This is a genomic window from [Actinomadura] parvosata subsp. kistnae (assembly GCF_900323885.1).
Taxonomy (GTDB): domain Bacteria; phylum Actinomycetota; class Actinomycetes; order Streptosporangiales; family Streptosporangiaceae; genus Nonomuraea; species Nonomuraea composti.
Genome location: NZ_OOHJ01000030.1, coordinates 345,126 through 371,497, shown reverse-complemented (window position 1 = coordinate 371,497; position 26,372 = coordinate 345,126). Strand labels below are relative to the sequence as shown.

General features: G+C 72.6%; 26 protein-coding genes and 1 pseudogene. 13 read left to right on the top strand and 14 right to left on the bottom strand.

Annotated features, from left to right (window positions below; all coding sequences use genetic code 11):
- Nucleotide 1 precedes the first annotated feature (1 nt).
- Together KIS93_RS57500 and KIS93_RS57495 are read right to left on the bottom strand one after the other, a co-directional pair.
- Complete coding sequence (locus tag KIS93_RS57500) at nt 2-736, bottom strand: hypothetical protein (RefSeq protein WP_080039500.1); 735 nt, start codon at nt 734-736, stop codon at nt 2-4.
- A gap of 122 nt (nt 737-858) precedes the next feature.
- Nucleotides 859-1,881: a helix-turn-helix transcriptional regulator gene (locus KIS93_RS57495; protein WP_222108083.1), complete on the bottom strand. Its 1,023-nt coding sequence runs from the start codon at nt 1,879-1,881 to the stop codon at nt 859-861.
- Nucleotides 1,882-2,060: 179 nt separating this feature from the next.
- Here KIS93_RS57495 and KIS93_RS57490 point away from each other — a divergent pair, with 179 nt between their 5' ends.
- Nucleotides 2,061-3,008 (top strand): DUF5937 family protein, encoded by a 948-nt coding sequence (locus KIS93_RS57490; RefSeq protein WP_186405064.1) that lies wholly within the window; start codon nt 2,061-2,063, stop codon nt 3,006-3,008.
- Nucleotides 3,009-3,249: 241 nt separating this feature from the next.
- Here the strand turns inward: KIS93_RS57490 and KIS93_RS57485 are convergent, their stop codons facing one another.
- Nucleotides 3,250-4,143: a LysR family transcriptional regulator gene (locus tag KIS93_RS57485; protein ID WP_222108082.1), complete on the bottom strand. Its 894-nt coding sequence runs from the start codon at nt 4,141-4,143 to the stop codon at nt 3,250-3,252.
- Nucleotides 4,144-4,394: 251 nt separating this feature from the next.
- Between KIS93_RS57485 and KIS93_RS68100 the strand changes: the two genes are divergently transcribed.
- Nucleotides 4,395-4,529 carry a hypothetical protein gene (locus KIS93_RS68100; RefSeq protein ID WP_268966973.1) on the top strand — a complete coding sequence of 45 codons (135 nt, stop codon included), beginning with the start codon at nt 4,395-4,397 and terminating at the stop codon, nt 4,527-4,529.
- The gene (locus KIS93_RS57480; RefSeq protein WP_186405063.1) at nt 4,526-5,455 is read left to right on the top strand and encodes a helix-turn-helix transcriptional regulator; all 930 of its coding nucleotides are present in this window, start codon (nt 4,526-4,528) and stop codon (nt 5,453-5,455) included. The genes KIS93_RS68100 and KIS93_RS57480 overlap by 4 nt, the downstream gene beginning before the upstream one ends.
- 167 nt (nt 5,456-5,622) lie before the next feature.
- On the opposite strand, the gene KIS93_RS57475 is transcribed toward KIS93_RS57480, so the two are convergent.
- The 4 genes from KIS93_RS57475 to KIS93_RS57460 are packed head-to-tail and all read right to left on the bottom strand — an operon-like array spanning nt 5,623 to nt 9,162.
- On the bottom strand, nt 5,623-6,819 hold the full coding sequence (locus KIS93_RS57475) for an ABC transporter permease (protein ID WP_080039496.1): 1,197 nt from the start codon (nt 6,817-6,819) through the stop codon (nt 5,623-5,625).
- Complete coding sequence (locus KIS93_RS57470) at nt 6,816-7,619, bottom strand: ABC transporter ATP-binding protein (protein WP_080039495.1); 804 nt, start codon at nt 7,617-7,619, stop codon at nt 6,816-6,818. Before KIS93_RS57470 ends, KIS93_RS57475 begins: the two co-directional genes overlap by 4 nt.
- Nucleotides 7,616-8,686 (bottom strand): efflux RND transporter periplasmic adaptor subunit, encoded by a 1,071-nt coding sequence (locus KIS93_RS57465; protein ID WP_246005530.1) that lies wholly within the window; start codon nt 8,684-8,686, stop codon nt 7,616-7,618. Before KIS93_RS57465 ends, KIS93_RS57470 begins: the two co-directional genes overlap by 4 nt.
- A complete protein-coding gene (locus KIS93_RS57460; RefSeq protein ID WP_080039493.1) occupies nt 8,683-9,162 on the bottom strand; it encodes a hypothetical protein in 480 nt (159 codons plus the stop codon). Before KIS93_RS57460 ends, KIS93_RS57465 begins: the two co-directional genes overlap by 4 nt.
- A gap of 157 nt (nt 9,163-9,319) precedes the next feature.
- On the opposite strand from KIS93_RS57460, the pseudogene KIS93_RS57455 reads away from it, so the two are divergent.
- The 3 genes and pseudogenes from KIS93_RS57455 to KIS93_RS57445 all read left to right on the top strand — a co-directional run bounded on the left by KIS93_RS57455 (nt 9,320) and on the right by KIS93_RS57445 (nt 11,579).
- Nucleotides 9,320-9,975, top strand: a pseudogene (locus tag KIS93_RS57455) (response regulator transcription factor).
- A gap of 1 nt (nt 9,976) precedes the next feature.
- Entirely contained in the window at nt 9,977-11,188 is a 1,212-nt protein-coding gene (locus tag KIS93_RS57450; protein ID WP_080039491.1) for a sensor histidine kinase, read from the top strand.
- Between the two features lie 250 nt (nt 11,189-11,438).
- The gene (locus KIS93_RS57445) at nt 11,439-11,579 is read left to right on the top strand and encodes a hypothetical protein (RefSeq protein ID WP_155127662.1); all 141 of its coding nucleotides are present in this window, start codon (nt 11,439-11,441) and stop codon (nt 11,577-11,579) included.
- Nucleotides 11,580-11,785: 206 nt separating this feature from the next.
- Here the strand turns inward: KIS93_RS57445 and KIS93_RS57440 are convergent, their stop codons facing one another.
- Complete coding sequence (locus KIS93_RS57440; protein ID WP_080039490.1) at nt 11,786-12,403, bottom strand: CGNR zinc finger domain-containing protein; 618 nt, start codon at nt 12,401-12,403, stop codon at nt 11,786-11,788.
- An 82-nt stretch (nt 12,404-12,485) separates the two neighbouring features.
- Here KIS93_RS57440 and KIS93_RS57435 point away from each other — a divergent pair, with 82 nt between their 5' ends.
- Nucleotides 12,486-13,235, top strand: a complete 750-nt coding sequence (locus KIS93_RS57435) for a metallophosphoesterase (protein WP_080039489.1) — start codon at nt 12,486-12,488, stop codon at nt 13,233-13,235.
- On the top strand, nt 13,232-13,843 hold the full coding sequence (locus KIS93_RS57430; RefSeq protein WP_080039488.1) for a LysE family translocator: 612 nt from the start codon (nt 13,232-13,234) through the stop codon (nt 13,841-13,843). Before KIS93_RS57435 ends, KIS93_RS57430 begins: the two co-directional genes overlap by 4 nt.
- 56 nt (nt 13,844-13,899) lie before the next feature.
- Here KIS93_RS57430 and KIS93_RS57425 read toward each other — a convergent pair whose 3' ends face one another.
- The gene (locus KIS93_RS57425; RefSeq protein ID WP_080039487.1) at nt 13,900-15,102 is read right to left on the bottom strand and encodes an FAD-dependent monooxygenase; all 1,203 of its coding nucleotides are present in this window, start codon (nt 15,100-15,102) and stop codon (nt 13,900-13,902) included.
- A gap of 64 nt (nt 15,103-15,166) precedes the next feature.
- On the opposite strand from KIS93_RS57425, the gene KIS93_RS57420 reads away from it, so the two are divergent.
- The gene (locus tag KIS93_RS57420) at nt 15,167-15,904 is read left to right on the top strand and encodes a TetR/AcrR family transcriptional regulator (RefSeq protein ID WP_080039486.1); all 738 of its coding nucleotides are present in this window, start codon (nt 15,167-15,169) and stop codon (nt 15,902-15,904) included.
- A 55-nt stretch (nt 15,905-15,959) separates the two neighbouring features.
- Here the strand turns inward: KIS93_RS57420 and KIS93_RS57415 are convergent, their stop codons facing one another.
- The 3 genes from KIS93_RS57415 to KIS93_RS57405 all read right to left on the bottom strand — a co-directional run bounded on the left by KIS93_RS57415 (nt 15,960) and on the right by KIS93_RS57405 (nt 18,941).
- Complete coding sequence (locus KIS93_RS57415; protein WP_080039485.1) at nt 15,960-16,994, bottom strand: polyprenyl synthetase family protein; 1,035 nt, start codon at nt 16,992-16,994, stop codon at nt 15,960-15,962.
- 454 nt (nt 16,995-17,448) lie between these two features.
- A complete protein-coding gene (locus KIS93_RS57410; RefSeq protein WP_186405062.1) occupies nt 17,449-17,580 on the bottom strand; it encodes an alpha/beta fold hydrolase in 132 nt (43 codons plus the stop codon).
- A gap of 458 nt (nt 17,581-18,038) precedes the next feature.
- On the bottom strand, nt 18,039-18,941 hold the full coding sequence (locus KIS93_RS57405; protein ID WP_186405061.1) for a LysR family transcriptional regulator: 903 nt from the start codon (nt 18,939-18,941) through the stop codon (nt 18,039-18,041).
- Nucleotides 18,942-19,159: 218 nt separating this feature from the next.
- On the opposite strand from KIS93_RS57405, the gene KIS93_RS57400 reads away from it, so the two are divergent.
- Both KIS93_RS57400 and KIS93_RS57395 read left to right on the top strand, forming a co-directional pair.
- A complete protein-coding gene (locus KIS93_RS57400) occupies nt 19,160-19,465 on the top strand; it encodes a DUF1330 domain-containing protein (RefSeq protein ID WP_080046821.1) in 306 nt (101 codons plus the stop codon).
- 164 nt (nt 19,466-19,629) lie between these two features.
- A complete protein-coding gene (locus KIS93_RS57395) occupies nt 19,630-19,779 on the top strand; it encodes a hypothetical protein (protein ID WP_155127659.1) in 150 nt (49 codons plus the stop codon).
- Nucleotides 19,780-21,171: 1,392 nt separating this feature from the next.
- Here KIS93_RS57395 and KIS93_RS57390 read toward each other — a convergent pair.
- Nucleotides 21,172-21,444, bottom strand: coding sequence for a hypothetical protein (locus KIS93_RS57390; RefSeq protein ID WP_080039484.1), 273 nt, complete (start codon nt 21,442-21,444; stop codon nt 21,172-21,174).
- Nucleotides 21,445-21,650: 206 nt separating this feature from the next.
- On the opposite strand from KIS93_RS57390, the gene KIS93_RS57385 reads away from it, so the two are divergent.
- Nucleotides 21,651-22,310 (top strand): transcriptional regulator, encoded by a 660-nt coding sequence (locus KIS93_RS57385; protein WP_080039483.1) that lies wholly within the window; start codon nt 21,651-21,653, stop codon nt 22,308-22,310.
- On the opposite strand, the gene KIS93_RS57380 is transcribed toward KIS93_RS57385, so the two are convergent.
- On the bottom strand, nt 22,273-24,960 hold the full coding sequence (locus tag KIS93_RS57380; RefSeq protein ID WP_080039482.1) for a tetratricopeptide repeat protein: 2,688 nt from the start codon (nt 24,958-24,960) through the stop codon (nt 22,273-22,275). The genes KIS93_RS57385 and KIS93_RS57380 overlap by 38 nt on opposite strands.
- Nucleotides 24,961-25,254: 294 nt before the next feature.
- On the opposite strand from KIS93_RS57380, the gene KIS93_RS57375 reads away from it, so the two are divergent.
- Nucleotides 25,255-26,295 carry an integrase core domain-containing protein gene (locus KIS93_RS57375; RefSeq protein WP_222108081.1) on the top strand — a complete coding sequence of 347 codons (1,041 nt, stop codon included), beginning with the start codon at nt 25,255-25,257 and terminating at the stop codon, nt 26,293-26,295.
- The last annotated feature ends 77 nt before the right edge of the window (nt 26,296-26,372 follow it).

Genomic DNA, 26,372 nt, shown 5'->3' with positions numbered 1-26,372 from the left:
CTTAGCCCACGTTCCAGACGGAGGAGATGCGGTCGTTCCAGCCGCTCGGGACGAGGGTGGGCACGTCGGTGTTCGGGGCGATGAGGATGGAGCTGCCGCCGAAGTTGATGTGCTCGTAGTAGCGGACGGTGCAGTTCGTGCCGCCCAGGGAGCTGATCTCGTCGTTCCAGTCGTGGGCGTGGAACGGTCCATGGTGGACGCCCGTCAGGTCGTTGTACGCCTGCCGCGCCCCCAGCCAGAACCAGTCGCCGCCGTAGTCGACGTGCTCGAACATCTGGACTTCTCCCTGCGTCGGCGGCCGGGGGTCGCCCGTCGCCGTCTGCGCTCCCCGCAGCTGTGAGGCCGCCCAGAGCGCGCCGTTCAGCGCGGTGTCGTCGGTGAGCGCGACCAGCTCGCGCGCGCCGTAGATGAAGGTCAGCGGCCTGCCGTCGTAGCGCGACAGGTCCTGCGGGTCGTGCTCGACCCCGTCGAGGACGACGGCCATGGACGGCGGCCGGTGCCGGACGGGCCCCGCCTGGGGGGAGCGGGCCAGCGCCCGGATCGGGTCCACCCCGACGGGCGCGGCCGAGCGGGGCGCGGTGAGCACCTTGCCGACCAGCGCCTCCAGGGTGGTGATGCCCTGCTCGCGCAGCAGCGCCAGCACGTCGTCCTCCTGCAGCCCGCCGACGTGTACCGAGAAGTCCAGGAACCGCTCGACCTGGCGGCGGGTCTGGGGGGAGATGGTGGTGTTCGACATGGTCGCCCTTCCTGCTGGTGTCTGTTGTGACTCCTTCATGGTGGGAGGGCGACGCCTGCCGGGCAGCCCCCCAACCTTGGGGATGGCCGGCGGCGCGGCAGGCGGCCAGACTGGCAGGTGCGTCAGGCGGTGAAGGCGGCCATGAGCTCGTCCCTGCCGCCCGCGCCGGTCTTGCGGAACAGCGCCTTGAGGTGGTCGTGGACGGTGTGCGCGGACAGGCCGAGCAGCCGCGCCACCTGCTTGGGCGCCGCTCCCCGGCACAGCAGCTCCAGCACCTGGCGCTCGCGCGGGGTCAGGGCGTACCAGTCGCAGAAGGACGGCAGCACGAGCGGGGCCGCGGGCGACTGGATGACGACGGCGACGTCACCGGTGCCGTCCGCGTCCAGGGCCTGCCCTTCGATCATCAGCCATCGCCCGAAGCCGGCCGGCGGGGCGCAGACGAACGAACGGCCCGCCCCGGCTGCGGTTCCCCCTGCGGTGGGGCAGGCCGTGCCGCGGGCGTCCAGGGCGAGGGCCGTCACCACGGCGGGCATGAGCCAGCCCGGCGTCCCCTGACGGCCCAGCCGGTCGAGCCACGCCTGGGCCTGCGGTGTCACCGTGCGGATCGCCTGCCCGGCGCTCACGGTGATCAGCCCCGCGGGCAGGGCGGGGATGGTCGGTGCGAGCGGCGCCGCCGTGACGTGCCCGCGCAGCAGCGTCATCAGCGCCGGCCCGAGCTGGACGGCCCGCCGCACGTCGTCCGCGCAGAACGGCCGGGCGTCGCCCGCGCGCACCAGCCCGAGCAGCCCCCACACACCCCGGCCGTCCCGCAGTAGCACCCGCAGCTCGCCGCCGCCCTCCGCCCCGCGCGCCACCGCGGCCGGAACCCGCAGTCTGGCCAGCGCCGCCGGGCGGCAGGGGTCGCCGCGGCCGGTGGAGCGGCGGGCCAGCAGCGAGCGGACGAGCTCCTCCTCGTAGCGGTGCCAGAAGCTGAACGACCCCTGCCCCAGCCCTGTGGCCGGGCTGGTGCCCACCAGGCGCAGCGCGTCGTGGGGCACCCACGGCCCGATGGCGGCGGAGATCGCCGCACCCAGTTCGGCGACGCCGACCGCCCGCTGCGGCAACGCGCGCAGCTCCTGGGCCGCGCGCTCCTGACCGTCCTTCACATCGCCACGACAGCACGCGGAGTGATGGCATGCAAGCGAATTGTAGTCGCCGCCATCCGCCCGCCCATCGCGCCGATGCGGCCGGACCTGCTCACGGCTCGGCCTGCCGCCGACCGTCCACCTCGGCGGAGACATAGCCTCTGCCGTGCCTGTCGCCGGCTGTCCAGCCCGGCGGAGACGTGGCCTTCGCCGGCGATGAGCAGCAAGCCGGGCCGACGGCGGCGAGGGCCTTGGCGCGGGCGCGGCGACTCAGGACCTACTCGTTTCCAGGCTCCGCGCATCGGGCGCGGCGGCAGCCATGCGGAGGACAGGATCGCGGCGGCGGCCCACAGGGTGGCGTCCACCCCGGCGAGCTGGCCCAGCACGCCGCCCAGGCCGGCGCCGACCGCGAGCGCGCCGGTGAACAGGAAGCGCACGGTGGCGCCTACACCCGATTTGCGATCTCCCCGCTGTGGGAGGCCGTCGCCGGGGCACGACTGATCAAGCAGCCGCATCCTCTCTACGGGCCCTGGCTCGACGAGGTACGGCCCCGGCTGCACGGCATCCGCTGGGAGCTGCTGGACGCGCTCATCCCGCCACGCGGGCTGCCCGCCTTCCTGGCGCCGCCCCCAGCGGTGGCCGTACCGGACCTCGACCTCGAACTCGCCACCCTGCGCGCCACCCCGCCCGAGACCCTCGCCACCGACCTGGCCTGGCTGCCACCCTCGCCCGCGACCGCCCTGCTGAGGGACGACCCCGATCGCGGGCTGGCCCTGCTGGCCGACCAGATCGCCGCGTTCTGGAAGACGGCGCTGGCACCGTACTGGCCGAAGATCCGCGCCCTGCTCGAAGGAGACCTGCTCTATCGCGCCAGACAACTGGCCGACGGCGGCGCGCACCGGCTCCTCAACACCCTCGACCCCACAGTCGAGTGGTCCGAGGACACGCTGCGCGTCCAGCACCGCTACTGCACAGCGCTACGGGCGCTGAGAGGCCGCGGGCTCCTGCTCGTGCCATCGGCCTTCACCTGGCCGAACGTCTGGTCGATCACCACCGCGCCGTGGCAGCCCACCCTGCGCTACGGGACCCGGGGCATCGCCACCCTCTGGGAACGGCGCTCCGCGTCCGTGCCGCAGGCTGCTGTGTGACGCCGGTTTCGTCAGCGCTCACCGAACGGGCCGCTTCGTCCTGTACGCCCGGACCGGCATCGGCGAGGCGCTCTGCCGGCCGTCGTGCGCGCGGCCGGCCGCTCATCGAGGCGAGGCGGCGGGAGAGCCGCTCCCGCACCGTCACGCCATCGATGTGGCCACTGGGAACACGCGGCCCGTGGACGGTCTCGGTCGGGAGGGCACCGCATCGGGAGCACAGGGAGCCGTTGACGCCGCGGCTTCACGCGGGGTGGAGGTGCTGATCGTGGCCGGTGACGCTGCGGACTTCGGCGATCAGGCGCGTGACCAGGGACTGAGGGGCGCGGTCGGTCCACACGACGCCGAGGTCGAAGTGCTCCGCGTCGGTGACCGGGATCCAGCGCAGGTTGTCGGCGGGCATCACCGCCCCCAGGGGTTGCGGGGGGAGCCAGATGCCACGGCCGCGGCCGATCTCCAGCAGGCAGTCCTCCATGCGGGGCACGATCGGGCCACGCGGCGCGGGGCTGCCGTCGGGCCGGGGGTCCGCGAGCCAGAACCGTTCGGCCTCCTCAGACGTGAGGACGTCGGGACGCAGGACCGGATCGTCGGCGAGGTCGGCGAGGGTCACCGCCGGGCGGCCGGCCAGGGGATGGCGGGTGGACAGCACCACGGCCCGGGGATCGCTGCGCACGACCGCGTGATGCAGCCCGACGTCGCCGACCGGCAGCCACATGAACGCCACGTCGGCGCGCCCGTCGCGGAGAATCCGGAGTTCGTCCTTGGGGCTGCGCGCGCCGGTCAACATCACGTTCAGGCCGGGGACCGCCTTCTCCAGGGCGTCGGCCACGTCGATGGCGAGCAGGGCGGCGGCGGCGGGACAGCAGGCCAGGCGAAGGGTGCCGGCCTGAGCGTCGGCCACGGCACGCACCCGTGCGGCCAGCCGGGCGACGTCGTCGATCACGGCCGCGCCGCCGGCGGCCAGCTCCTCCCCGGCGGGGGTGAGCAGCACGCCGCGCGAGGTGCGCACGAGCAGGACCACGCCCAGGGCGCGTTCCAGCTGCCGCACGTGCGTCGACACCGCTTGCTGCGTCAGGTGGAGCACCGCTCCGGCGCCGGTGATGGACCGCTCCCGCACCACGGCCAGGAACGAACGCAAGTGCCGAAAATCGATATCGCCCACGGCCGAAACCCTAGCGGCACCAGCGATCCGCTGTGCTCGGCACAATTCATCGTTGTTTCCCCCGGCGGTACGGCCGGGGCACAATCGTCCAGTCGGCCGGAACGGCGCGGTGCCGGACCCCGGCCCCGCTGTGACGTCCCAGGCGGCCTGCCTGCGACCCCGGCAGCTCAGCACGTCCGGCTCGCCCTCCCGGGGGCTTGCGGGAACCAGTCACTCGATGGAGCACGTTGATCGACATCCTCGCTTCCGGCGCCGGCCTCTCCCGGCCCGCCCTGGCACACCGCCTGCGCCGCGAATCGACCATGACCGATGTCCTTCCTGCCTCGCGGCGCCTGCCCGCTCGTGCCGGGGAGGCCGGATGAGCCTGAACAACCTGGGGCTGAGCGCCGGGCAGGAGCGCCTGTACCGCTACCTGCTCCGCAACCCGCGGCCCGACCTCGGCACCGCCCGCGCCGACCTGGCCATGCCCGAGCTGCCGGTGGTCCTCGCCGAACTGCGGGAAGCGGGCCTGGTCGACGACACGCTCACCGCCATACCTCCCGCCGTGGCCGTCGACCTGCTGGTACGCCGGCGCCTCGACCAGACCCGGCGCCAGCTCACCGAGCTGAGCCTGGCCTGGGACGTGCTCACCGAGCTGTCGGAGGAGCACCGCAGCGGCCGCCCCGTGCAGATGGTCGAGCACGTGCCGGACGGCCCCGCGGTCACCCGCCGCCTGCGCGCCCTGATGGCCGACGATCCCGGCGAGTTCATGCACCTGAAGATCCGGCCGCGCAACGACAACAGCCACTTCGACAACAAACCATTCGCGCGCCTCCTGGCGGGCGGTTTGCGGAGCCGCACCCTCTTCTCCGCCGACGCCCTGACCGACCCGCACCAGGAGCCGTACGCCCGCTACTGGCACGGCCTGGGCGACCTGCACCGCGTCACCACCGAGCCGATCAGGCACCTGGCGATCGTGAACCGGAGCGTCGCCTTCGTCCAGGCGGATCCCGCGCAGCCGAACGCGGGCGGGTTGCAGATCCGCCAGCCGGGCCTCGTCGCCATGCTCGCCGACGTGTTCGACGGCATGTGGGCGCGTGCCCGCGACCTGGACGACCTGCCCCTTTCCCCGCTCGAGCAGCAGGTCCTGCGGGTTCTCGCCGAGCACAGTACGGACGAGACCGCGGCCAGGGCGCTCAACATCTCCGTCCGCAAGTTCCGCGCCCACGTCGCCGACCTCATGGCTCGCCTGGGCGCCGCGACCCGCTTCCAGGCCGCCCTGCGGGCCAAGGAGCGCGGCTGGCTCTGACGGCCGGTGGATCCCGGCCGTAATCGCCCGATGAGCCTCCGGCGCGCCCTCGGCGGCGACCTGGAAGCGCTCCGAACTCGCCGCGATCCCGCTGGGCGGCCCCGGCCCGAGCCGGTGTCGACCCGGGCCGCCCGGACGGTTCTCGGGAGGGCGATCACGGCCTTCTTTCAGGGGGCGGCCAGGGCCTCGGTGGGGGAGAGGCGGGCCGCGCGTACGGCCGGCCACAGGCCCGCCAGCGCGCCGATGGCCGCCGTCGCCGCCACGCCGCCCGCCAGCGCGGCGCCCGGCACGACGACCTGCCAGCCCTGCGACAGCGCGTACCCCGCCGTCAGCAGGGCGCCGAGCACCGCCCCCGCCAGGCCGCCAAGAGCCGCCAGCACCACGGCCTCCACCAGGAACTGCGCGAGGATCTGCGCGCGGTTGGCCCCGAGCGCCCTGCGCAGGCCGATCTCGCCGCGCCGCTCCAGCACCGAGATCACCATCGTGTTGGCCACCCCGACGCCGCCCACCAGCAGCGCCACCGCGCCGAGCCCCAGCAGCAGGCCGGTGAACGCCTGCTCCGCCAGCCGCTTGGCGGCCAGCGCGTCCGACGGCCGCGACACTTCCACGTCGCCCGGGGCGCGCGGGCCGGCCGTGGGGGCGAGCAGGCCGCGAACCTCCTCGATGCGCTGCTCGTCGGCCCGCACGTAGATGGTCGTCGGATGGCTCTCGTGGCCGAACAGCCGCCGCGCCGACGTGCCGCCCACCAGGGCCGCCGTGTCGATCTCGGGGGCGAGCTCCACAGGCGCGAGAATGCCGGCGACCGTGTGGTACGTCCCGCCCACCAGCACCTGGACGCCCGGGCCCGTACGGGTGACGCCGAGGCGGGCCGCGGCCGTGTGCCCGAGCACGACGACCGGGTAGCGGGCGGTGGCCGCGTTGAGCCACGTCCCGGTCACCGGCGCGGTCCGCAGCACGGAGGGCAGCTCCAGGTCCGCGGCGTAGGCGGTGATGCCGCCGCTCTCGCCCGGGGGGACGCGGTCGTGGCGGTAGACGCGCACGCCGTCGATGGCGGCGATGGAGGAGGCGGCCTGCACGCCCGAGATCCGGCGCACCATGGCCGTCGCCTCCGCGGGCAGCTCGGCCTTGCCGCCCAGCAGCGCGTCCCCGGGGCCGACGGTCAGCAGGTTGGTGCCCAGCCGGCTGATCCGCGCGTCAAGGTCGGCCCGGCTGGAGGAGGAGATGCCCACGACCGACACCATGGCGGCGATGCCGATCGCGATGCCCAGCGCCGACAGGAACACCCGCGCCGGGCGCGCCCGCAGGCCGCTCGCGCCGACGCGCAGCAGGTCGGCCGGCGACAGCCGGGGCCGCCCGCCGCTCATGACGGCTCCCTTCCCGCTCCGGGACCACCGCCCACCGGCCACGACATCCCCTCCCGCCGCGCGCTCCCGTCTCGCCGCGGCCCCCTCCCGTCACGTCCCGCCGGGTCCGGCCGCCCGCCGGGCTCGTCCCGCCGCACGTCGGCCACCACCCGGCCGTCGCGGACCTCGATCCGGCGCGGCGGCGCGGCGGCCACCTCGCGGTCGTGCGTGATGACCACCACGGTCGAGCCGGCCTCGTTCAGCTCGCGCAGCAGCCCGAGCACCGCCTCCCCCGAGGCCGTGTCGAGCGCCCCGGTGGGCTCGTCGGCCAGCAGCAGCACGGGATCGCCGACCACCGCCCTGGCGATGGCCACCCGCTGCATCTGCCCGCCGGACAGCTCGTGCGGCCGGTGGTGCGCCCGGCCCGCGAGCCCCACCCGGGCCAGGGCCCGCGCCGCCCTGCGGCGCCGCTCGCGGAGCGGAACCCCGGCGTACAGCAGGCCGTCGGCCACGTTGTCCAGGGCGCTGACGTTCTGCGCCAGGTGGAAGCGCTGGAAGACGAACCCGATCGCGCGGGCGCGCAGCTCGGAGGTCCGCCGGTCGCCGAGCGCGCCGACGTCGTGCCCGGCCACCCGCACGGTGCCGGTGGTCGGCACGTCCAGGGTGCCGAGCAGGTTGAGCATGGTGGACTTGCCCGACCCCGACGGCCCGACGACGGCCACGAACTCGCCCCTGCCGATGGAGAACGTGACGTCGCGCAGCGCGGCGACCCCGCCCGGATAGATCTTCGAGACGCCGGCGAGCTCGGCGGCGGGGCTCACCGGGCCACCTCGACCTGGGCCCCCGCCGCCAGGCCCGGCGCGCTCACCTCGACCTTCCCGTCGGCGAACATGCCGGTCTCCACCCGCACGTCCCGGGCCCCGCCGGGGCCGAGCAGCGTGACGCCGTAGCCGCCGCCGGGCAGCGCGACGAGCGCGGTCACCGGCACGACCAGGACGTCCCGCCGGCTGGCGCTGACCAGCGACACCTCCACGGGCGCGCGGTCGAACCGGCGGGTGGCGCGGGTGCCGGGAAGGTGCACGGTCACGTCCACGGTGTCCTCCCGTACGCCCGTCGGCCCCTCCCTGGTGGTCACCTTCGAGCCGATCGAGGCGACCTCGCCCTTGACCGTCGCGCCGCCGGGGAGGGTGACGGTGACGGCGCCGCCCACGCGGACGAGGCGGCTGTCGGAGACGCGGATCGGGACGGTGACCACGCGCCGGGGCGTGGTGAGGGTCAGCACCGGCGTGCCCGGCGCCAGCGGCTGGCCCAGCGCGGCCCTGTGGGCGTCCACGCGGACCGGGCCTTCGGCGTACCAGAGGGCGGCCGGGTCCACCTCGCCGGTCTCCTTCCTGCCGCGGTCCCGCTGCCAGCGGCGTACGGCGTCCGCCGTGAGCGCCGTGTACTCGCCGTCCACGGTGAAGCCGGTGTAGCCGAGCGCGGCCAGCGCCTGCTCGAACTGCCGCACGTCCGCGCCCTCGTCGCCGGTGCGCAGCCGCCGGTAGGCGGGCTGCCCGCCGCGCAGCAGGATCACGTCCTCGCCGTTCACCTGGTAGAGCCGCTGTCCCGGCCGTACGACGCGGCCGGGGCGGGGCCGCCACGTGAGCCGGCCGGGAGCGGCGGCGGTGACGTCGGTCCTGCCCGCGTAGCCGAGCCTGCCCCGTACGGTCTTGCGTTCGGTCAGCGTCGTACGCTCCACGCTCGCCCGCGCGGGCCCCGGCGGCGCGGGCGGCGGCTCGCGCGGCCCGTCCGCGTCCGCGAGCAGCAGGGCCGCGCCGGCGCCGCCGGTCACCGCCAGGGCCGCCGCCGCCCAGACGAGCACGCGCCGGCCGCGTCGCCGGTCGGTCACGGCCGCGGCGCCTTCGACGAGCATTCGCGCATGGCGGCCAGCACCTCGTCCCCGCCCTCAGGGATCGGGAAGCCCTGGCCGCGCCGCGGGTCGGGCACGTCGATGCCCTTCTCGCGCAGGCACTTGGCGATGGCCACGTTGCGCTGGTACTGCGCCTCGGCGTCGGGCGCGCCGGCCTGCGCCGGCCGCAGGCTCTCGCACGCCTTCTGCGCCTTCTCCAGGACGTCGGCCGGCGCCTTCGGGGCTTGGGCCACGTTGCCCTGCGGGTCGGGCATGTCCACGCCGTTCTCGCGCATGCAGGCGGCGTACTTGAGCATGGCCTCCTGGAAGGCCGGGTCCAGCACGCCGGGGCGGGTGGCCGCGTTTTCGGGCGCGGCGGGCGCGGCGCTCGTGACGGCCGTCTCCTGCGCCGCGCCCCCACAGGCCGTGAGCGTCAGCAGGGCGGCCAGCGGGGCCAGGAGCAGGGCACGTCGCATCGCAGTTCCTCCATCGGATGGGTCCGTTCGACGGGCGACAGGACAGCAGAGGCGCGGTTATGCCCGGGTTAGGACGGGCCGGCTAACCGGGAGCTAACCTGTGGCCTGGCTGAATGGGGAGGCGTCCGGTGGCCGAGGGGATCAGGGGGAGACGGCGTTGCGGGTGCTGATCGTCGAGGACGAGCCCGCGCTCGCCGAGGTTCTCGCCGAGGGGCTGCGGGCCGAGGGCCTGGCCGTGGACCTCGCCGGCGACGGTGACCGGGGCCTGGAGCTGGCCACCGTGCACGGCTACGACGTGATCATTCTCGACCGTGACCTGCCCGGCGTGCACGGCGACGACATCTGCCGCGTCCTGGCCGCGCGGCAGGACATCGAGGCGCGCGTCCTCATGCTCACCGCCGCGGGGACGCTGGAGGACCTGGTAGACGGGCTGGCCCTGGGCGCCGACGACTACCTGGCCAAGCCGTTCTCCTACGTGGAGCTGCTGGCCAGGGTGCACGCGCTGGCCAGGCGCGCCCGGCCGGCCGCCCGCCGGTGCTGGCCCGCAACGGCGTGGTGGTGGACGTGCTGCGCCGCACCGCGACCCGCGACGGCCGCGAGCTGGCGCTCACCCCGAAGGAGCTGGGGGTGCTGGAGGAGCTGGTACGCGCGGGCGGCGCCCCCGTGTCGGCCGTGCACCTGCTGGAGAAGGTGTGGGACGCCCAGCTCGACCCGTTCAGCGGCGTGCTCAAGGTGGTCGTGCACGGCCTGCGCCGCAAGCTCGGCGACCCGCCGCTGATCGAGACGGTGCCCAGGTTCGGGTACCGGATCTGACGTGGGCAGGCTCACCGTACGGGGGCGCCTGACCCTCGTGTACGCCGCCGTGTTCGCCGCCGGAGGGCTGCTGCTGCTCGGGCTCGACTACGCCATCGTGGCCGAGAGCCTGGTCAGCCGCAGCACCGAGCCCACGGTCGTCCAGGCCGAGCCGTCGCCTGGCGGGCGATCCACCCCGCGCCCCGCGGTGGCCGAGCGTCCCGGCACCACCCCGGACGGGGTGAAGGACGGGGTGAAGGACAGGGTGCCGGCCATCGCCGCGTTCGCCCCGCAGAGCGTGCTCGACCGCTACCGCGCCCAGGTCCTGTACGACCTGCTGCTGCGCTGCTCGGCCGTCCTGGCCGGGGCGATCGCCGTCGCCGCGCTGGCCGGGCGGCTCATCGCCGGGCGCACGCTGTCGAGGCTGCACCGCATCACCGAGACCGCGCGCGAGCTGTCGGAGCGCGACCTCAACCGGCGCCTGGCCCTGGACGGCCCGCAGGACGAGCTGAAGGAGCTGGGCGACACGTTCGACGGCATGCTGGCCCGGCTCCAGGCCGCCTTCGACAGCCAGCGTCGCTTCGCCGCCAACGCCTCGCACGAGCTGCGTACCCCGCTGGCCATCCAGCGCATGGCGGTGGAGGTGCCGCTGGCGACGGGGCAGGTCCCCGACCACCTGGTGCCCGCCATGCACCGGGTCCTGGAGGCGTGCGCGCGCAGCGAACGGCTGATCGAAGGGCTGCTGCTGCTGGCGTCGAGCGAGCGGGGCCTGTCCGAGCGGCGGCCGGTCGAGCTGCCCGAGGTGGTCCGCCGCGCCGCCGGCACGCTGCCCGCGGACTGGCGGGGGCGGGTGGACGTGCGGGTGCGCCCTGCTGTCGTGGAGGGCGATCCCGTCCTGCTCGAGCACCTCGTACGCAACCTGCTCGACAACGCCGTCCGCTACAACGTGCCGGGCGGCACGGTCGAGGTCACGGCAGGCCCCCGGCCGGACGGCGCGGAGGTGGTGGTGAGCAACACGGGCCCGGTGGTGGCGGAGGAGCGGGCGGAGCGGCTGTTCCTGCCGTTCGAGCGGGGCAACGGGCGGCGGCTGGCCCGCGACGGCGGGACCGGCCTGGGCCTGTCGATCGTGCGCGCCATCGCGGACGCTCACCACGGCACCGCGTCGGCCGTCCCCCGGGCAGGGGGCGGGCTGACGGTCACCGTCGTCCTGCCACGCGAACGCCCGGCACCGTGAAGGCCCGGCACCGTGAAGGCCCGGCACCGTGAAGGCCCGGTCTCGTCGTACCGCGGGGCCCTCGGTGAGGTGGATGGGTGCGGCGCGGGAGGACGCGCATGTCGGGGCAAGCGCGGAAAGCCGCAGCTCTTTGCACGCGTGGGGGTTGAGCGAGTGTGGAGGGACGCCTGCGGGTGGCTCGCGAGCGCGCCTTCGTGGGCAGGAGGGGGGAACTGGCCGCCTTCGAGGCGGCACTGCGGAGCCTTCTCGCGTGGCCGGGCTGGTGCCCACCAGGCGCAGCGCGTCGTGGGGCACCCACGGCCCGATGGCGGCGGAGATCGCCGCACCCAGTTCGGCGACGCCGACCGCCCGCTGCGGCAACGCGCGCAGCTCCTGGGCCGCGCGCTCCTGACCGTCCTGCACATCGCCACGACAGCACGCGGAGTGATGGCGTGCAAGCGCATTGTAGTCAACGATCAACCGCCGCGGCGCGGCCACGCCGGCCGGGCGATGTGCCAGCCACCCGCAGGTCTTCGTGCGCGCATGCGACATGGGCTGCTATGAATCTACAACGTAAAGGCGCGTGGCAGTGTTGCGGAGACGGCGCCGCGTCCGAGGTCAGGAGCCGGACAGGTCCTGCGCGGCAGGGGCGCTGTGGCGCTGGTAGTGACGTGCCGCCCGGGCGCGGTTGCCGCAGGACGGCTTGCACCACTCCTGCCGCCCGTGGCTCTGCACGAAGTAGCGCACGCAGCGCGGCGCTTGGCAGGACCGCAACCGCTCCCGCTGCGGCCCGCTGAGGAAGTCGATGGCGGCCCGGGCCAGAGCCGCGATCAGCCGGACGTTCGCGTCGGGCTCGGCCGACAGCAGGCCCGTGCGCGGTGTCCCGCCCGCGGGCCAGTCGAGCTGTGGAACGATCGCCTCGCGGGCGGCCGCCGCGTTCAGGTGCGCCAGCGCCTGCTCGGCGGGCATCAGCCGGCTGGCGTCGGCCCGGCTCGGCGGCGCCGGGCTGACCGCCCGCGCGAACAGCGCCCGCACGGCCCGGCGCAACTCGACGAGCTCGCTCCTGAACTCCTCGCTCATCCTGAGCCCCGCCACGTCGACGTCGAGGATCGGCGGCTTGGCGTGCTGGTGGATCCAGCGGGTCGCGCCCGGCAAGGTCGCCAGGTCGTCGGCGACACCGCCGTCGCCGTCGTGACGGATCGTGCCCGCCAGTTCCAGGGCCGGCCAGCGCTCCACTCGCACCTCCGCTTGCTCAAGTCTCCTCCGACACCTTATGGTCCTAACGCTAAATCCTATTTAACCGTTAGGAGATCGTGCGATGACGTTGCTGCTGGCCCAGATCAGCGACCTGCACCTCGACGGCACCGACCGGGCGACCCGCCGCGCCACCCGGGTCATGGACTACCTGCGCGCGCTGCCCCGCCCGGTCGACGCCCTGCTGGTCACCGGCGACATCGCCGACCACGGCGAGGAGGCCGAGTACGAGCAGGCCGCCGACATCCTGGCCGCTCCCTTTCCGGTGCTCACCTGCCCCGGCAACCACGACGCCCGCCCCGCCTACCGCAAGGCACTGCTGCGCCTGCCGGCCGCCCACGGCCCCGTCAACCAGGTGCACCACATCGCCGGCACCGCCATCCTGATGTGCGACTCCACCATCCCCGGACACGACGAGGGTCTCCTCGATCCTGAAACCCTCGCCTGGATGCGCACCACCCTCGACGGCCTCGCCCCGGACACACCCGCCCTGATCGCCTTCCACCAGCCGCCCGTCGAGCTCCACCACCCGCTGCCCGACTCCGGCCGGCTGCGGGAACCCGACGCGCTGGCCGCGCTGCTCCACGCCCACCCCCAGGTCGTGGCCGTGCTCACCGGCCACGCGCACACCGCCGCCGCCTCCACCTTCGCCGGCCGCCCCCTGATCGTCGGACCGGCCGTCACGTGGACGCTGCGCCTGCCCTGGGAGGGCGACCGGCCCGCCGACCGCGAGCAACCGCCCGGCCTGGCCTTCCACGTCCTGGACGACGACCGCCGCCTCACCACGCACTATCGCGTCGTGCTCCCGGCATGATCCACCCGTACGCGGTCGCCGCGTTCCTGCTGGCGATCTTCCCCCTCATCGCCACTCCGGGCGCCAGCCTGACCTTGCTGATCCAGCACGTCACGACCGGCGGCCGCCGCCAGGCCCTCCCCGTCCTCCTCGGCACGGTCAGCGGCTTGTACGCGCACGCGGCCCTGGCCATCGCCGGCCTGTCGGCCCTCGTCATGCACTCCAGCCAGGCCTTCGCCGCCGTCAGACTCCTCGGCGCGGCCTACCTCGTCGGCCTCGGCCTATGGACCTGGTACTCCACCACCCTTCCCCCATCTCCCACCCGCCAGCCGAAACGGCCCGGCTCCGTCTACACCCAGGCCCTGCTCGCCAACGTCCTCAACCCCAAGGCCGCCTCCATCTACCTGACCCTGGTCCCGCAGTTCCTCCAGCCCGGAGATCCGCTCGGCGGGCAGATCCTCGCCCTGGCCACCGCCCACGCCCTGGTGATGGCGGTATGGCTGCTGACCTGGACGATCCTCCTCCACCGAGGGGCGCACCTCGTCCGCAAGGCCCGCTTCAAGCGTGCGATCGGCAAGGTGACCGCGGTGGCGCTCGTCAGCCTCGGCGTCCGAGCAGCCACCACGTAGGTTGCTGGTCGTGCACAGGCAAGTACGCGCGGCCGTGCACGGGGAGCAGCCGGGCCTCAGCCAGGCGAGCAGGTCGGCTCATCCCAGGCGATGCGGTGCTCGTAGATCCACCGGTTCGGGTCCTGGCCGGTGCGGGCCAGGTGTTTGAGTGCCAGGCTCATGATCAGGTCGCGGGGGATCCGGGCGATGGGGCCGAGCGTCTTCCAGCTGTCGGTGCGCTTGCCCTGGGCGACGATGCGTTCCACCCGGGGGCGGCGCAGATGTTCGTAGGCGGCGAACGCGTGGATGATGTCCGGGCTGTCACGCAGGCATGTGGCCAGAACCACGGCGTCTTCGAGGGCCATGGCGGCGCCTTGCCCGAGGGAGGGGACCGTCGCGTGGGCCGCGTCTCCGATGATGATCAGCCGATCGCGGTGCCAGGTCGGCACTGAGGGGACGTCGTAGGTGGTCCAGCCGGTGACGAGCCGGTCGGTCGCCTCGATGAGGGCCAGGGCCGGGCCGCGGTCGCGCCGGAAGGCCTTGACGAGCTCGGCCCGCCACTGCGGCGCGCGGATGGCGGCCAGGCCGGCGGGGGCGGGTTCGGCGGGTCGCGTCAGGTTCGCCGCCCACCACACCTCGCCGCGGGGGTGGGCGGCGTAGGCGAAGAACGCGCGCCTGCCGAAGATCGCGTTCATGGTGCCGGGTTCGCTGCCGACCCGGATGCCGCGGGCGTAGCCGCCGACGTTGACCATGCCGCCGTAGCGCGCGCCGGGCGCGGCCGGGTCGATGATGTGGCGGGTGCGGGAGCGTAACCCGTCGGCGCCGATCAACAGGTCGCCTTCGGCGCTGGTGCCGTCGGTGAACGCCGCCCGCACGCCCGCGCCCGTGCTGCGGGCCTCGCTCAGGCGCTTGCCGTACTGGATGCGCACCCCGCACCGGGCGGCCTGCTCGCGCAGGGCGCGGTAGAGGTCGGCGCGCTTGACGGTACGGCTGACCGTGCCGTCCGGCAGGGCCGGGCCGTGCGGTAATCGGCCGATCCGCCTGCCGGACCCGCTGGTGAGGGTGATGTGCGGGGTCTGGAAGCCGAGCCGGGTGGTGTCGAGGCCGAGGGTACGCAAGGCGTCCAGGGCGTTGACCGCGAGTGTGACGAAGGCGCCCACGTCGTCGGCCGGACGCTCGTAGGCCTCGTGGACCACCGCCTGGATCCCGGCCTTGTGCAGGGCGATCGCGCTTGCCATGCCCGCGACACCGCCACCGATGACCACTGCTGTATATGCCATATACCGAATCTACGCCATATACTGACGTGACGCACAAGCCTCGCACCAAGCGTGAGGACACCACATGAACGCCGATCTACCGCCCGGACTGCGCAGCCTCTGGGACCTGCTGGACCACCCGGAGCCGGCACCCAGACCCGGCTTGAGCCTGGCACGCATCGTGCAGGCGGCGGTGGAGGCGGCCGACGCCGACGGCCTCGACGCCGTGTCCATGGCCAAGATCGCCGAACGGCTCGGCTACACCCCGATGTCGCTGTACCGGTACGTCAACAGCAAGAACGAGCTGCTGCTGATGATGCTGGACGCCGTCGCGGCGGTGCCCGCCGACCTGGAGGAGCCCTGCCCGGACTGGCGGACCGGCCTGGAACGCTGGTGCGACGCCCACTGGCGGATGCTGCGCGCCCACTCCTGGATCGTGCACCTGCCTGTCACCGGGCCACCGATCACCCCCAACCAGCTCGCCTGGACCGACCGCGCCCTGGCCGCCCTGCACCCCACAGGGCTCGCCGAGGCCGACAAGGTGCAGATCGTGCTGCTCATCGCCACCTACCTCCAGGCCACCGCGCGACTGGCCGCCGAACTGGGCCAGAGCGCCCGCGGAGAGTCGATCGCCGCATACAGCACGCTGCTCGGCGAACTGGTGGACGGCCGGCGCCTCCCCGCCCTGCGCGCCGCCATCGACGCCGGCGCCTACGCCTACCCCGGCGACATGCTGCCAGAGGAAAGAGGGCTGGACTACCGCTTCGGTCTGGCGAGAATCCTCGACGGCGTCCAAGCCCTGATCCCGCCCGTTTTGTCTTGAGGTTTCCCTTGCCGCGTCGATCAGGACCGTCCGCTGTGCGGAGAAGCAGGGTGGGTCATGAGCGCTGGAGCAGGTCTATGAGGGCGAGCAGGTCGGCGTGTGCCTGGGGAGCGGGCGCTGCCCGGCCCAGGCGATGGCGGGCTTGGGCGGTCGCCTGGTGGATGGCGGCCTCGGTACGTTCACGCCCGCCGCACCGTTCGATCGCCCGGACGAGGTCGTCGAGGTCTTGTGGGGAAGGTTCGGCGGTGGAGGCGAGGTAGGCGGCCAGGCGGTCACGGGCGCGTCCGGTGTCGGCCAGAGCGGCCGCGATGGGGTAGGTCACCTTGCGGTGGCGCAGATCCGTACGGCGTGGGGTGGTGTCTCCGGTGAGCGGGGGCCAGAGGTCGTCCAGATCGTTGCGCAGCTGCATGACCAGGGCGATGGGGGCGCCGAGCTCGGCGAGGTCGTCCACCTGCTCGGGGCCGGCGGTGCCGGCCAGGGCGCCCACGCGGCAGGCGGCGCGGATGATCGGGCCCGTCTTGGCCTCGGCCACCGCCAGGCACGCCTCGGGGCTCACCGGCCCGCCGGTCGTGTAGTCGAGCGTGAGGTCGGCGAGCTGGCCCTCGCTGTTGCCCACGACGCCGTCCATCAGCGCGGTGGTCATCTGGTCGCGGCGGCGGTAGCCGCTGACGGCCAGCATCCGCACCGCCAGGGTCAGCAGCGCGGTGCCGGTCTGCAGCGCGTGGTCGAGGGTGAAGGCGCGCCACAGGGTGGGGCGCCCGTACCGGACGGCGTCGTGGTCGGTGATGTTGTCGTGGATGCCGGCCTGGTGCATGGTCAGGGTGAAGGCGGCCGCGGCGGGCAGGCCGCGTTCGACCGGCCCGCCGTCGATCGAGGTGCACAGCAGCGCCAGGGCCGTGACGCGCAAACGGGAGACGCGCCCGGGTGGCGGGGCGCCGTCCGGGCCGGGGAACCCGAAGTGGAAGCGGGCCGCCCGCCGCAGCTCGGGGCTGAGGGTGTCCACGGCGGATTGCAGGACGGGCAGCACTGCTTGGCTGGTCATGCGGAGGAGCTCGTGGGCGGGCAGGGCGGGCGGCAGGGCGGCGGGCATCGGCAGGTTCCTTCCGGACGACGTACCCCTCTGAACGGCGGACGCCGGAGCCGATACGCTCCTGAAGCACGCTTTCAGGGCACAGCCGTGGAGCGGCTGATCGGTTGCATCATCGACGCTGACTCCGTGACCCGCTACTGAGCGTTATCCATTAGTAGCGACGAAGTGACATGCTGCGATCGAGGGTGCGTCGGCGAGCTTCCCGAACTGGTCGACGCGGGCTTGCCGCAGGGTGGTGGCGTGCTTGGCCGGCATGGGCCTGCCGGAGTTCGACGGCCGTCCGGGCCGGTGCGGGACGTCCTGCGACGGCGGCAGCGTGACCGGCACACGAGCCTCGCCACGCAGTTCCGGCACGCCGTCACCTTGCGGCGAGAGCGGCGACATCGATCGGACTCCGCCGCCCTCCAGGTGAGCGCCGGGCGGCTGTCATGGGTGGTGGCGGCGGAGGTTCGGGTCAGGCGAAGAGCCGGGTCAGGTGCTCGACGACGATCTCGGGCTGTTCCTCCGGGATGTGGTGGCCGCTGCCGGGCACCTGCACCACCTCGACCTCGGTGCCCTTGTCCGGCAGCACCGCCCGCAGGAGCACGTGGCCTGCCTCGCCGCCGCCCAGGCCGAGCAGGGGAGCGGTGACCTTGCCGTACGTCTTCTCGTCCGCGATGTCCTGGCCGAACGCCCGGTATCAGGAGTTGCCGGCGCGGATCGTGTCCGGTGTGGAGCAGGCGTGGGCGTAGATGGCGGGCGGGTCTTCGATGAGGTAGTCGCACATCCAGTCGATCAGCTCGCGGGAGCAGCCGCTCGGACAGGCCCGGCACCTGGTTGAAGGCGGACCACCACAGGAAGCGGCCCGGGCCGGCGTGGATGTCGCCGTCGATCTGCTGCCGTCCGGGGCGGGGCAGCAGGGAGTGGTCGTAGAAGCGCTCGTCGGGGCACGCGATGTCCAGCAACGCGATGCGCCGGGCGTGCGCGGCGTGGTTGGCGGCGAAGGCGTAGGCGACCATGCCGCCGATGTCGTGGCCGGTCCAGCCCGAGATCTCGGTTCGCGTGTCAGTCCGGCAGCCAGTGCAGCTCGTGCGCCAGGGTTTTGGCGACGGCACGGACGCGGCGGTGCAGTGGCGACGGTTCGCGGGGGAGGACCAGGTGGATGGTCAGGCTGGGCGCGTCCCGCAGCGGTCGCCAGGTGAGACCGGCCGGTTGTGCCGCGGCCGCGGCTTCTCCGGCCGGGGCGAGGATGACCCCGTCGCGCAGGTCGCGCTGGGACATGTCGACAGAGAGCGCCGGGGTGTGGAAGCGGGGGTGTGGCCGGATGTCCCGGAACAGTGCGGACAGCTGATCGTGGATCACGGGGTTGGCGGCGCGGTCCGGGAGCCGCAGCGGGTACGCGGCGGCGTCGGCGATCTCGATCTCCGGGTGGTCGGCCAGCGGATGGTGCTGTGCCAGCTGGACCCCGACGCGCATACGCCGCAGCAGGAACCGGCGCACCCCGCGGCCCGGCTGTTCGCCGCGGGTGATGCCGGCATCGATGCGGCCGTCGGCGACCGCGGGGGTGATCTCCGGTGTCGCCATCGGGGCCGCGCGGACCTCGAGCCCGGGGCTGCTGCGCATCAGCCGGTCCACCAGGGCCGGTGCTGTCTCGGCCCCGGTGCTGAGGCTGTATCCGATGCGCAGCGTGCCGCGTTCGCCGGCCGCGGCGCTCCGGGCGGTGTCCCAGGCCCGGTCCAGCGCCGCGAGCGCGGGCGGGGCGGACTCGGCCAAGGCCGCACCGGCCGGGGTCAACGCGACACTACGTGTGTTGCGGACCAGCAGGGGCGTACCGAGGTCGGCTTCCAATCGGCGGATCCGGGCGCTGAGTGCGGGCTGGGCGATGCCGATGCGTGCGGCCGCGCGGGTGAAGTTCAGCTCCTGTGCCAGGACCAGGAAGTAGCGCAGGCTGACCGTGTCCGGCGCCACGTGCCCTCCCTGCCGATTGATGCCGATAGATGCCGAAGGATGCCGATTGATAACGAAGCGTTCTGAGTCTATCCCGTACCGATCTTTCCCTCGCCCGGACATCAAGCCCTAACCTGCGCATATGACGATTCGACTGATCGCATCGCCCGTCGCCGGGATCGATCGATCCGAGTGTCAAGACGAAGCCGGACATGTCCGGCCCCACACAGGAGGTTTCCATGGCTAAGGGCTACTGGGTCAGTGTCTACCCCGCCATTTCCGACCCTGAGATGCTGACCACCTACGACAAGCTGGCCGGTCTGGCTGTCCAGGCTGCGGGCGGGCGCCTCCTGTCCCGGATCCCGTCCCGTGGTGGTCGAGTGGTCGCCCACGAGGCCGGAATCACGGAACGCGTCGTTCTGATCGAGTTCGACAGCTTTGAGCAGGCCGTCGCGGCCTACGAGAGCGAGGCTTACCAGAAGGCGCTGGTGGCCCTCCCCGACGGGTTCGAGCGCGACTTCCGCATCATCGAAGGCGTCGACTGACCGGCGGGCCCCGCCATCGCTGGGCATCCGTCACCTGATACGCACGCCACCGGCGGCGACGGACGCGGGCCGGGCGGGCTGTCACTGGTCTGACCTGGTGAATTGCTGGTTCTGGCCGCCGTTGCAGGGACACCGGGTGAAGGTGGTGCAGGACACGTTGGGGCATGCGCATCGTGCTGACCGCCGAGAACTACGTCTCGGTGCTATCACGACAGCCGCCCCGCCGCGCGGGCGGCGGGGCGAGCGCGCGGCTGGTGCTGAGGGCGATCCTGGAAACCAACCGGAAGATCGGCAAGGCCCGGGAGGCAACGTGACTCACATGTGGCTCGCCGTGACTCACGATCGGATGAAGCGACTACAAGCCAGGGTAAAGCCGCAGGTCGGCGTGGTAGGGCGGGTGGGACTTGAACCACAACCCACGGATTATGAGAATCCTCGGTTGATGTCGCTCAGTGTCACCGAGTGCTGTTTTGTATCGTCGTGACCAGGATTATCCCCGTCGTCGTGTCGGTCTGTGCCGACGCGTGCCGTGCTGTAACGCGTGCACGCGAGCAACCACCGAGCAACCATGGGTTCTTGACTGTCGTCATTATGTGCCGTTTGCCCCCTTCGGGAAGGCTGTGTCTTATTGGTGCGATCTACGGCGTCGCGTCTGGAAAGCCGTCTTGACCTGCGGTAATGCGGTCGCGTTGAAAGTCTCGGGTCAAGGTTGCGTCAGGCCATGGATGCGGGTCCCGGACCTGCGCCGGGCTCCTGATCGCCACGACAGAACTCGGCCCTGCGGCTGGGTCGTTCAGAGACTCTTTCTAGGGTCGGCGGGGCGGGTGGGAGAGGTGCTGGGCGCGCTGGTGCGGCGCAGGCGGGCCTCGGCGGAACGGCGGGCTGCCAGCTCGCGGATCTCTTGGGTGGGTCGCGGTCATCGATGATGACCAGCATCTCGTCGTCGGCGAGGTGGGTTCGGCCCTTCCAGCCGAGTCGGCTGCTGGCCGTCCGTGCGGCTCGTCGGACTTCGGCCGCATCCCCCAGCTCGGCCACCGCGTCACGGGTGAGAACGAGTTGGCCGTAGAAGCCGCGCTACCCCGGCTTGAGACGGCAGGCATCATCGCCTTGATCTGGTCGACGAGCTTGTGAAGCGGCGTTCGGCCAGTTCGTCCTTCCGGCTTGGCATGCTGACCACCTCCCGGTGGACACGGCCCAGAGCGTCCTCTTCCACAGCAGGCCGCACCGGCGAACAGTGACTGGGAGACCGTGCTCCAGCTCGGCGCCGCGCTGCCGCCGGTGGCCTCCATGGCGCTCCGCTCGTGCGCGACGCGGATCGAGGGCCTCGTGTGGAACGCGGCCCCCATCGTGACCGGACGGCTGCGCAGGCGCCTGCACGCGGCCCAGAAGCGGAGCAGGCGCCGGCTGAGCGAGCACCGCGACCGCTGGGACGACCTGGCTCACCGATGCGCGTTGCAGCCCGACATCACCCAGCCGGAGCGGGACGTCCTCGCAGGCCTCCTCGCCGGCCAGGCGGCGGAATCGACATCCACCGCGCTCGCCACCATCGGCGGGCCCTACCCGGTGATCCTGCGGGAATTGCACGGCCACCACCCGGGCGGGCTGGAACGCCGCTTCACCGGCCTGTGCGGGGAGACACCGCAAGACCCGGTGGAGGAAGGGAATAGTTCGACCTCTTCGACGACCCTGGTCGGTTGGGCAGGTGATCACTGGCCCGAGCCGATGGCGCGGATCAGGTGCATCAGGGTGTGCTGTCCCAGCAGAGTGATCTTCTCCGACTTGCCCTTCTTGAACGCTTGGTAGACGTCCTCCGGCTTCATCTGGGGATTCTCCCGGTACAGGTCACCGATCAGTTTCCGGACGACCCTGACGATGTCGTTCGGAACCTCGCTCCCCGGATACGACTTGTTGATTTCACGGCCCACCTTCGGGTTGTTGGTCACGATGTTGAAGTAGGGCGCTGGCTCGGGGTGGGCCATGAGACCTCCAATCGCGGGTCATCCCGAAGGTAGGAACGCGCCCGCCGCAGGTCCACGAACAGTCGCGGGCGGGAACATGACGGCGGCGCGCAGGAAGCCGCCGTCTTCCGTAGCCAGACCTGGGCGGCGGGTGATCGCGGTCTCTAGGCTGATGCCCCGGCCTCCGGCGATCGCGGTGGCCGTCGGAGAAGGGTCCGCTGCCACTGGTGGTCGTCCACGTCGCGGTCGTCGATCCCCTGCCCATGTACCGGCAGGGGGTCGCCTCCGTCCTGTCCGCCGCCGGGCACGCCGTGGACACCCCTGCCGACGTCCTGGCATGGGTGCGCCACGGCCCACACAGGGTGGTGCTGCTGACGCTCGAGTCCGAGCAGGACTGGGACCTGCTCCGCCGGTTACGTGACGCGGACGGGACGCACGCCGTCATCGCGCTGGTCGGGGAGGACTCCGCCGTCCTCGGCGTGCGGGCGGTGCGGACCGGCGCCCGGTCGGTGTTGCCGCGCGGGGTCACGCCGGGAACGCTCCGGCGCACCGTGGAGGCGACGCTCGACGGGCAGGCGGTGCTGCCGGCGGACGTGGCCGCCGCGCTCGCCTCCGGCGCGCACTCCACCGGCGAGGGCGCCGCCGCGCCGGAGCCGCAGCAGCTGTCGTGGCTGCGCCAGCTCGCGGACGGGGTGACGGTCGCGCAGCTGGCCAGGCGGGCGGGGTACTCCGAGCGGGCGATGTTCCGGTTGCTGCAGGAGCTCTACCGGGACATGGGCGTGCGCACGCGGATCCAGGCGATCGTCCGGGCACAGGAGGAGGGCTGGCTGCGTGCCGGGCCGGAGCCGCTCACACGAGAGGTTGCGCGGCCGAGAGGATCTCGATGACCGGCCGCAGCCGGCCTGGGCGGCTGGCGCACCGGTCGAGCCGCTCCAGCAGGCGTCTGAAGTGCGTGTCCAGGTTCGGCGTGGGCAGGGTGGTGCGGGCGCGGGCCTGCTCGAACGCGCCGACGGCGTCCTTGAGCGGAGCGTCGGTGTTCAGGAGGAGGCCGCACAGGGCGAAGCCCTGATAGTCCAGCGCCGTGACGTCCTGCGGGTCGTCCCGGAGGCGGCGGGCCGTCTCGTCGCGCAGGTCCTCGAAGATCTGGGACGCGTCCCTGCCACCGTCCGGCTCGCCCAGGGCCAGCGCGACCAGCCCGCGCAGCGCCTGGACGACGAGCGCCCCGTCCGGACGGTAGCGCAGGGCGCGGATCTGCCGCGCGGCCTCGTCGAGGTCGCCCCTGCCCTTGAGGAGATGTGCCGCGCACAGCACCGTCCTGGCCCTCGGCAGGGCGGTCGGGTCGCCGTACCTGAGGGCCAGTTCGAGAGCCTTGTCCGCCTCGATCCGGGCCTGCTCGTAGTCGCCGCGCAGGAGCCAGATCTCGGCCAGGCCGTTGTGGTAGGCGGTCCGCGTCCACTCCTGGCCGGACTCCTCCGCTTTCCGCCCGGCGAGCGCCACGAGCTCGTCGGCCGCCTTCCGCCTGCCCAGCTCGGTGTTCCAGCGGGCCATCCGCATCGTGAGGACGGCGCTCCTGCCTGCGGCGAAGGCCCACGCCTCGTCCGTGCCGGGGTATCGGGGGTCACCCGGCCGACGAAGGGCCTTGCCGGCCAGTTCGAGTGCCGGGTCGTACCGGCCCCAGAAGTGCTCGCAATTGGCCAGGCCCTCCAGAGCGCCCAGGCGGACCATCGCCAGGCCGTCGTGCTCGCGGGCCAGCTTCTCGCAGTCGTCCAGGACCAGCTCGTAGTAGATGCGGGCGTGCTGCGCGTTGCCGTTCCACCAGTACGCGCCCGCCAGGTTCGCGCGGATCAGGGTGCGATGGTACAGATCGCCCTGCTGCTCGGCGCGGGCGAGCGCGTTGCCGTACGCCCGCGCCGCCTGCTCGAAGTCGCCCCTGGACGCGTACAGGTCACCGAGGGCGTTCTCGTTGGCCATCGCGTCGTCCTCGTCGAGCGGCTGCTTCCTCAGTGCTTCGCGCTGGTCGAGCAGCAGGACGGCGGCGTTCCAGCGGTCGCGCAGCGTTTCGTCCAGGGTCTGCAGCGAGTCGTAGGCCCAGGTGAACCTGCCCGCCCGCATGTACGCCCGTAACTCGGCGAAGTCGTAACGCAGGTCGGCGATGGTGGCCGGGGACTTGACGAAATGCGTCTTCAGCTGGGCGGCGGCCTCGCGGAAGAACTTCGAGCGTCCTGCGGCGTCCGGCCGCTCCGCCTCCGGCCGGGTGTCGATGCTCCAGTCGTCGCTTCCGGGGGGCAGGTGGTACTGGCCCGCGGCGGTCCGCCACACGATTCCGGCGTCCGCCAGCGCCTTCAGGGCCGCGCCGACCTTGTCCGGCGGCTTCTGCAACAGTTCGCACACGTCGGCGGCGTCCACCGGCGTGCCGAACGCGTCTAGCGCCTCCAGGACGCCGCGGCCCAGCGGCCCGGCGTTCTCCAGAAGCAGCCCGGTGAGGAACTGCGAGACGTTCGCGGTCTCGCGCAGGGCCGCGCCCAGCTTGCGGGCGTCCCACTCCGGCAGGTCCAGCACCTGGTAGGCCAGCTCCGCGAGGCGCAGGTCGCCCCGGAGCCGCCCGCGGTGCCTGCCGACGGCTCGTTTCAGGCCGCGCCGGTCCTTGTCGATCTCGTTCAGGTACTTGCCGAAGTGCCAGGACGAAAGCGGGCCGACCCGCAGCGCATGCGAGGCTGGCCGGGTGCGCGGGATCGGCGTCCTCGGCACGACCCGCGTCACGAGCAGGACGGTGACCCGATGCGAGGACGCGTCCGTGGCGATGATGTCGAGCGCCTCGGCCAGCTCGGCGTCGTGGAACTCGCCGACGGGGTCCAGCAGGTGCTCCACCTGCTCGATGACAATTACGACGGGGGTCGTGCCGAGCGCCTCCAGACCAGCTTTGAGCCGGTCCAGCGAGGTGGCTCTGAGGTCGAGGGCTTCCCGCGCCTCCGCCTGCTCGCCGAGCAGCTTGCCGAGATCGGCGATCAGGCTGTCGAGGAGCGGCAGCGCGTCGGGGCCCGCCGGGTACCTGCGGATCTCCGGCCCGGCCTCGCCGTGCGCCTTCCGCCACTTCTCCGGCAGCGCCTTCAGCACCTCCGCCACCAGCCGGGACTTGCCGACACCCCGATCGCCGTGGACGACGACGACGTCACCGGGCTCCTTGACGAGCTTCTGCATGAGCCGGCCGCGTTCCTTGTCGCGGTTGTGCCATGCGGGCTGAGCCGCCTCGTTACGCCCAGCCGGGACGCCCTCCCCGATCACCCGCGCCGCGCTCACCCTGCGGCGCCGTCCGAGCGGAACCCTGACGGGCGGCCGCTCCTTTCTCGCGGCCCGCCGTTCGCTCACTATGGCGATGATCGCCACCGGCAGGCCCAGCGTGCCGCTGATCCAGCTGAAGAGCTCCAGCCAGCCGAGCGGCTTGGCGTTGGTCTTGTTCTCGCCCTGCCACCAGACCGCCAGGAACGTCAGACCGACGACCGTGACCACGAAACCGGCGAACCATACGCCCCTGACCATCCACCGCTTACCTCTGGGGCTCACCCCTTCATCATCACGTCACCCCCTACTGTCGAAAAAGTCAGGATGATGCCACCGCATTGGTCGCATTCGCGCCATTCATCTCCGTGGACCGGGGTAGCGGATCAAGCGTCCCGCATGCGGTTCTCGTGCGGGAACGGCTCGTCCGGGACGGCAGTGCGCCTGCCGATAATTACATCCGCCCAGGTCGTGGCCCTGCGAGCGCTTTGTGTGTGGAGTACGCGAGCCCCGGTCCCTCGGGAGAGGGGAGTGCGTACGGCAGGATGATCGGCTGTGCTCCTTCGCCTGGCCTATCTGACCGTCATGAACGCTTTCGCCGCGCTGCGGTTGCTGCCCATGGGCGATCGAGACAAGGACGTGGAGATCCTCGCCCTGCGTCACCAGATCACCGTCCTGGAACGCCAACTCGGGGCCGACACCCGAGTGAGATTCGCGCCCGAGGACCGTGCCTTCCTGGCTGCGCTCCTGACCTCGCTGCCCCGGGAGGTCCTGCGTCGGCTGCGGCTGCTCATCCGGCCGGATACCGTGCTGCGCTGGCATCGCGATCTGATGCGAGGGCGTCATGCCCGTGCCTGCCGGCCAAAGCGGCCCGGGCGCCCGCCCACGGTCCGCTCCATCCGCGCTCTTATCCTGCGTCTGGTTCGAGAGAACCCCGGCTGGGGCTATCGGCGGGTGCATGGTGAACTCACCACGCTCGGCATCAAGGTCGCGCCGTCCACCGTGTGGGAGACCCTCAAACAGGCCGGTCTCGATCCGGCGCCTGATCGGGCCTCCACCACCTGGGCCGACTTCCTGCGCTCGCAAGCCGACGCCCTGCTGGCCGCCGATTTCATCGAGACCATCACTTTGAACGGGCAGCGCCAGTACATCCTGGCGGTGATCGAGCTCGCCACCAGGCGCGTCCGGGTGCTGGGCACTACCGTCCATCCGAGCGCGAGCTGGGTCATCCAGACGATCAGGAATCTCGTGATGGATCTGGACGATGCGGGCTGCCGGGCGCACTTTCTGATCCGCGATCGGGATGGGAAGTTCCCGGCCCTCATGGACGAGATTCTCGCCGAGGCCGGCATCAAGACGGTGCTCACCGGTATTCGGATGCCGCGGATGAACTCGATCATGGAGCGGTGGGTGCAGTCGTGCCGCCGCGAGCTTCTCGACCGCTGCCTCGTCTGGAATGAACGCCACCTGCGACACGCCCTGCTCGAGTACGAGCAGTTCTACAACCAGCATCGGGCCCATCAAGCCCTGGGCCAAGCAGCGCCGCTGCGTCCCGCCCCGGACCGATCACGGACCCTGAGCGAATCACCGACCTGAACATCCGTAGAAGAGACCGGCTTGGAGGCGTCCTCCACGAATACTCACATGCCGCTTGACCAGCACGGATGGAATTA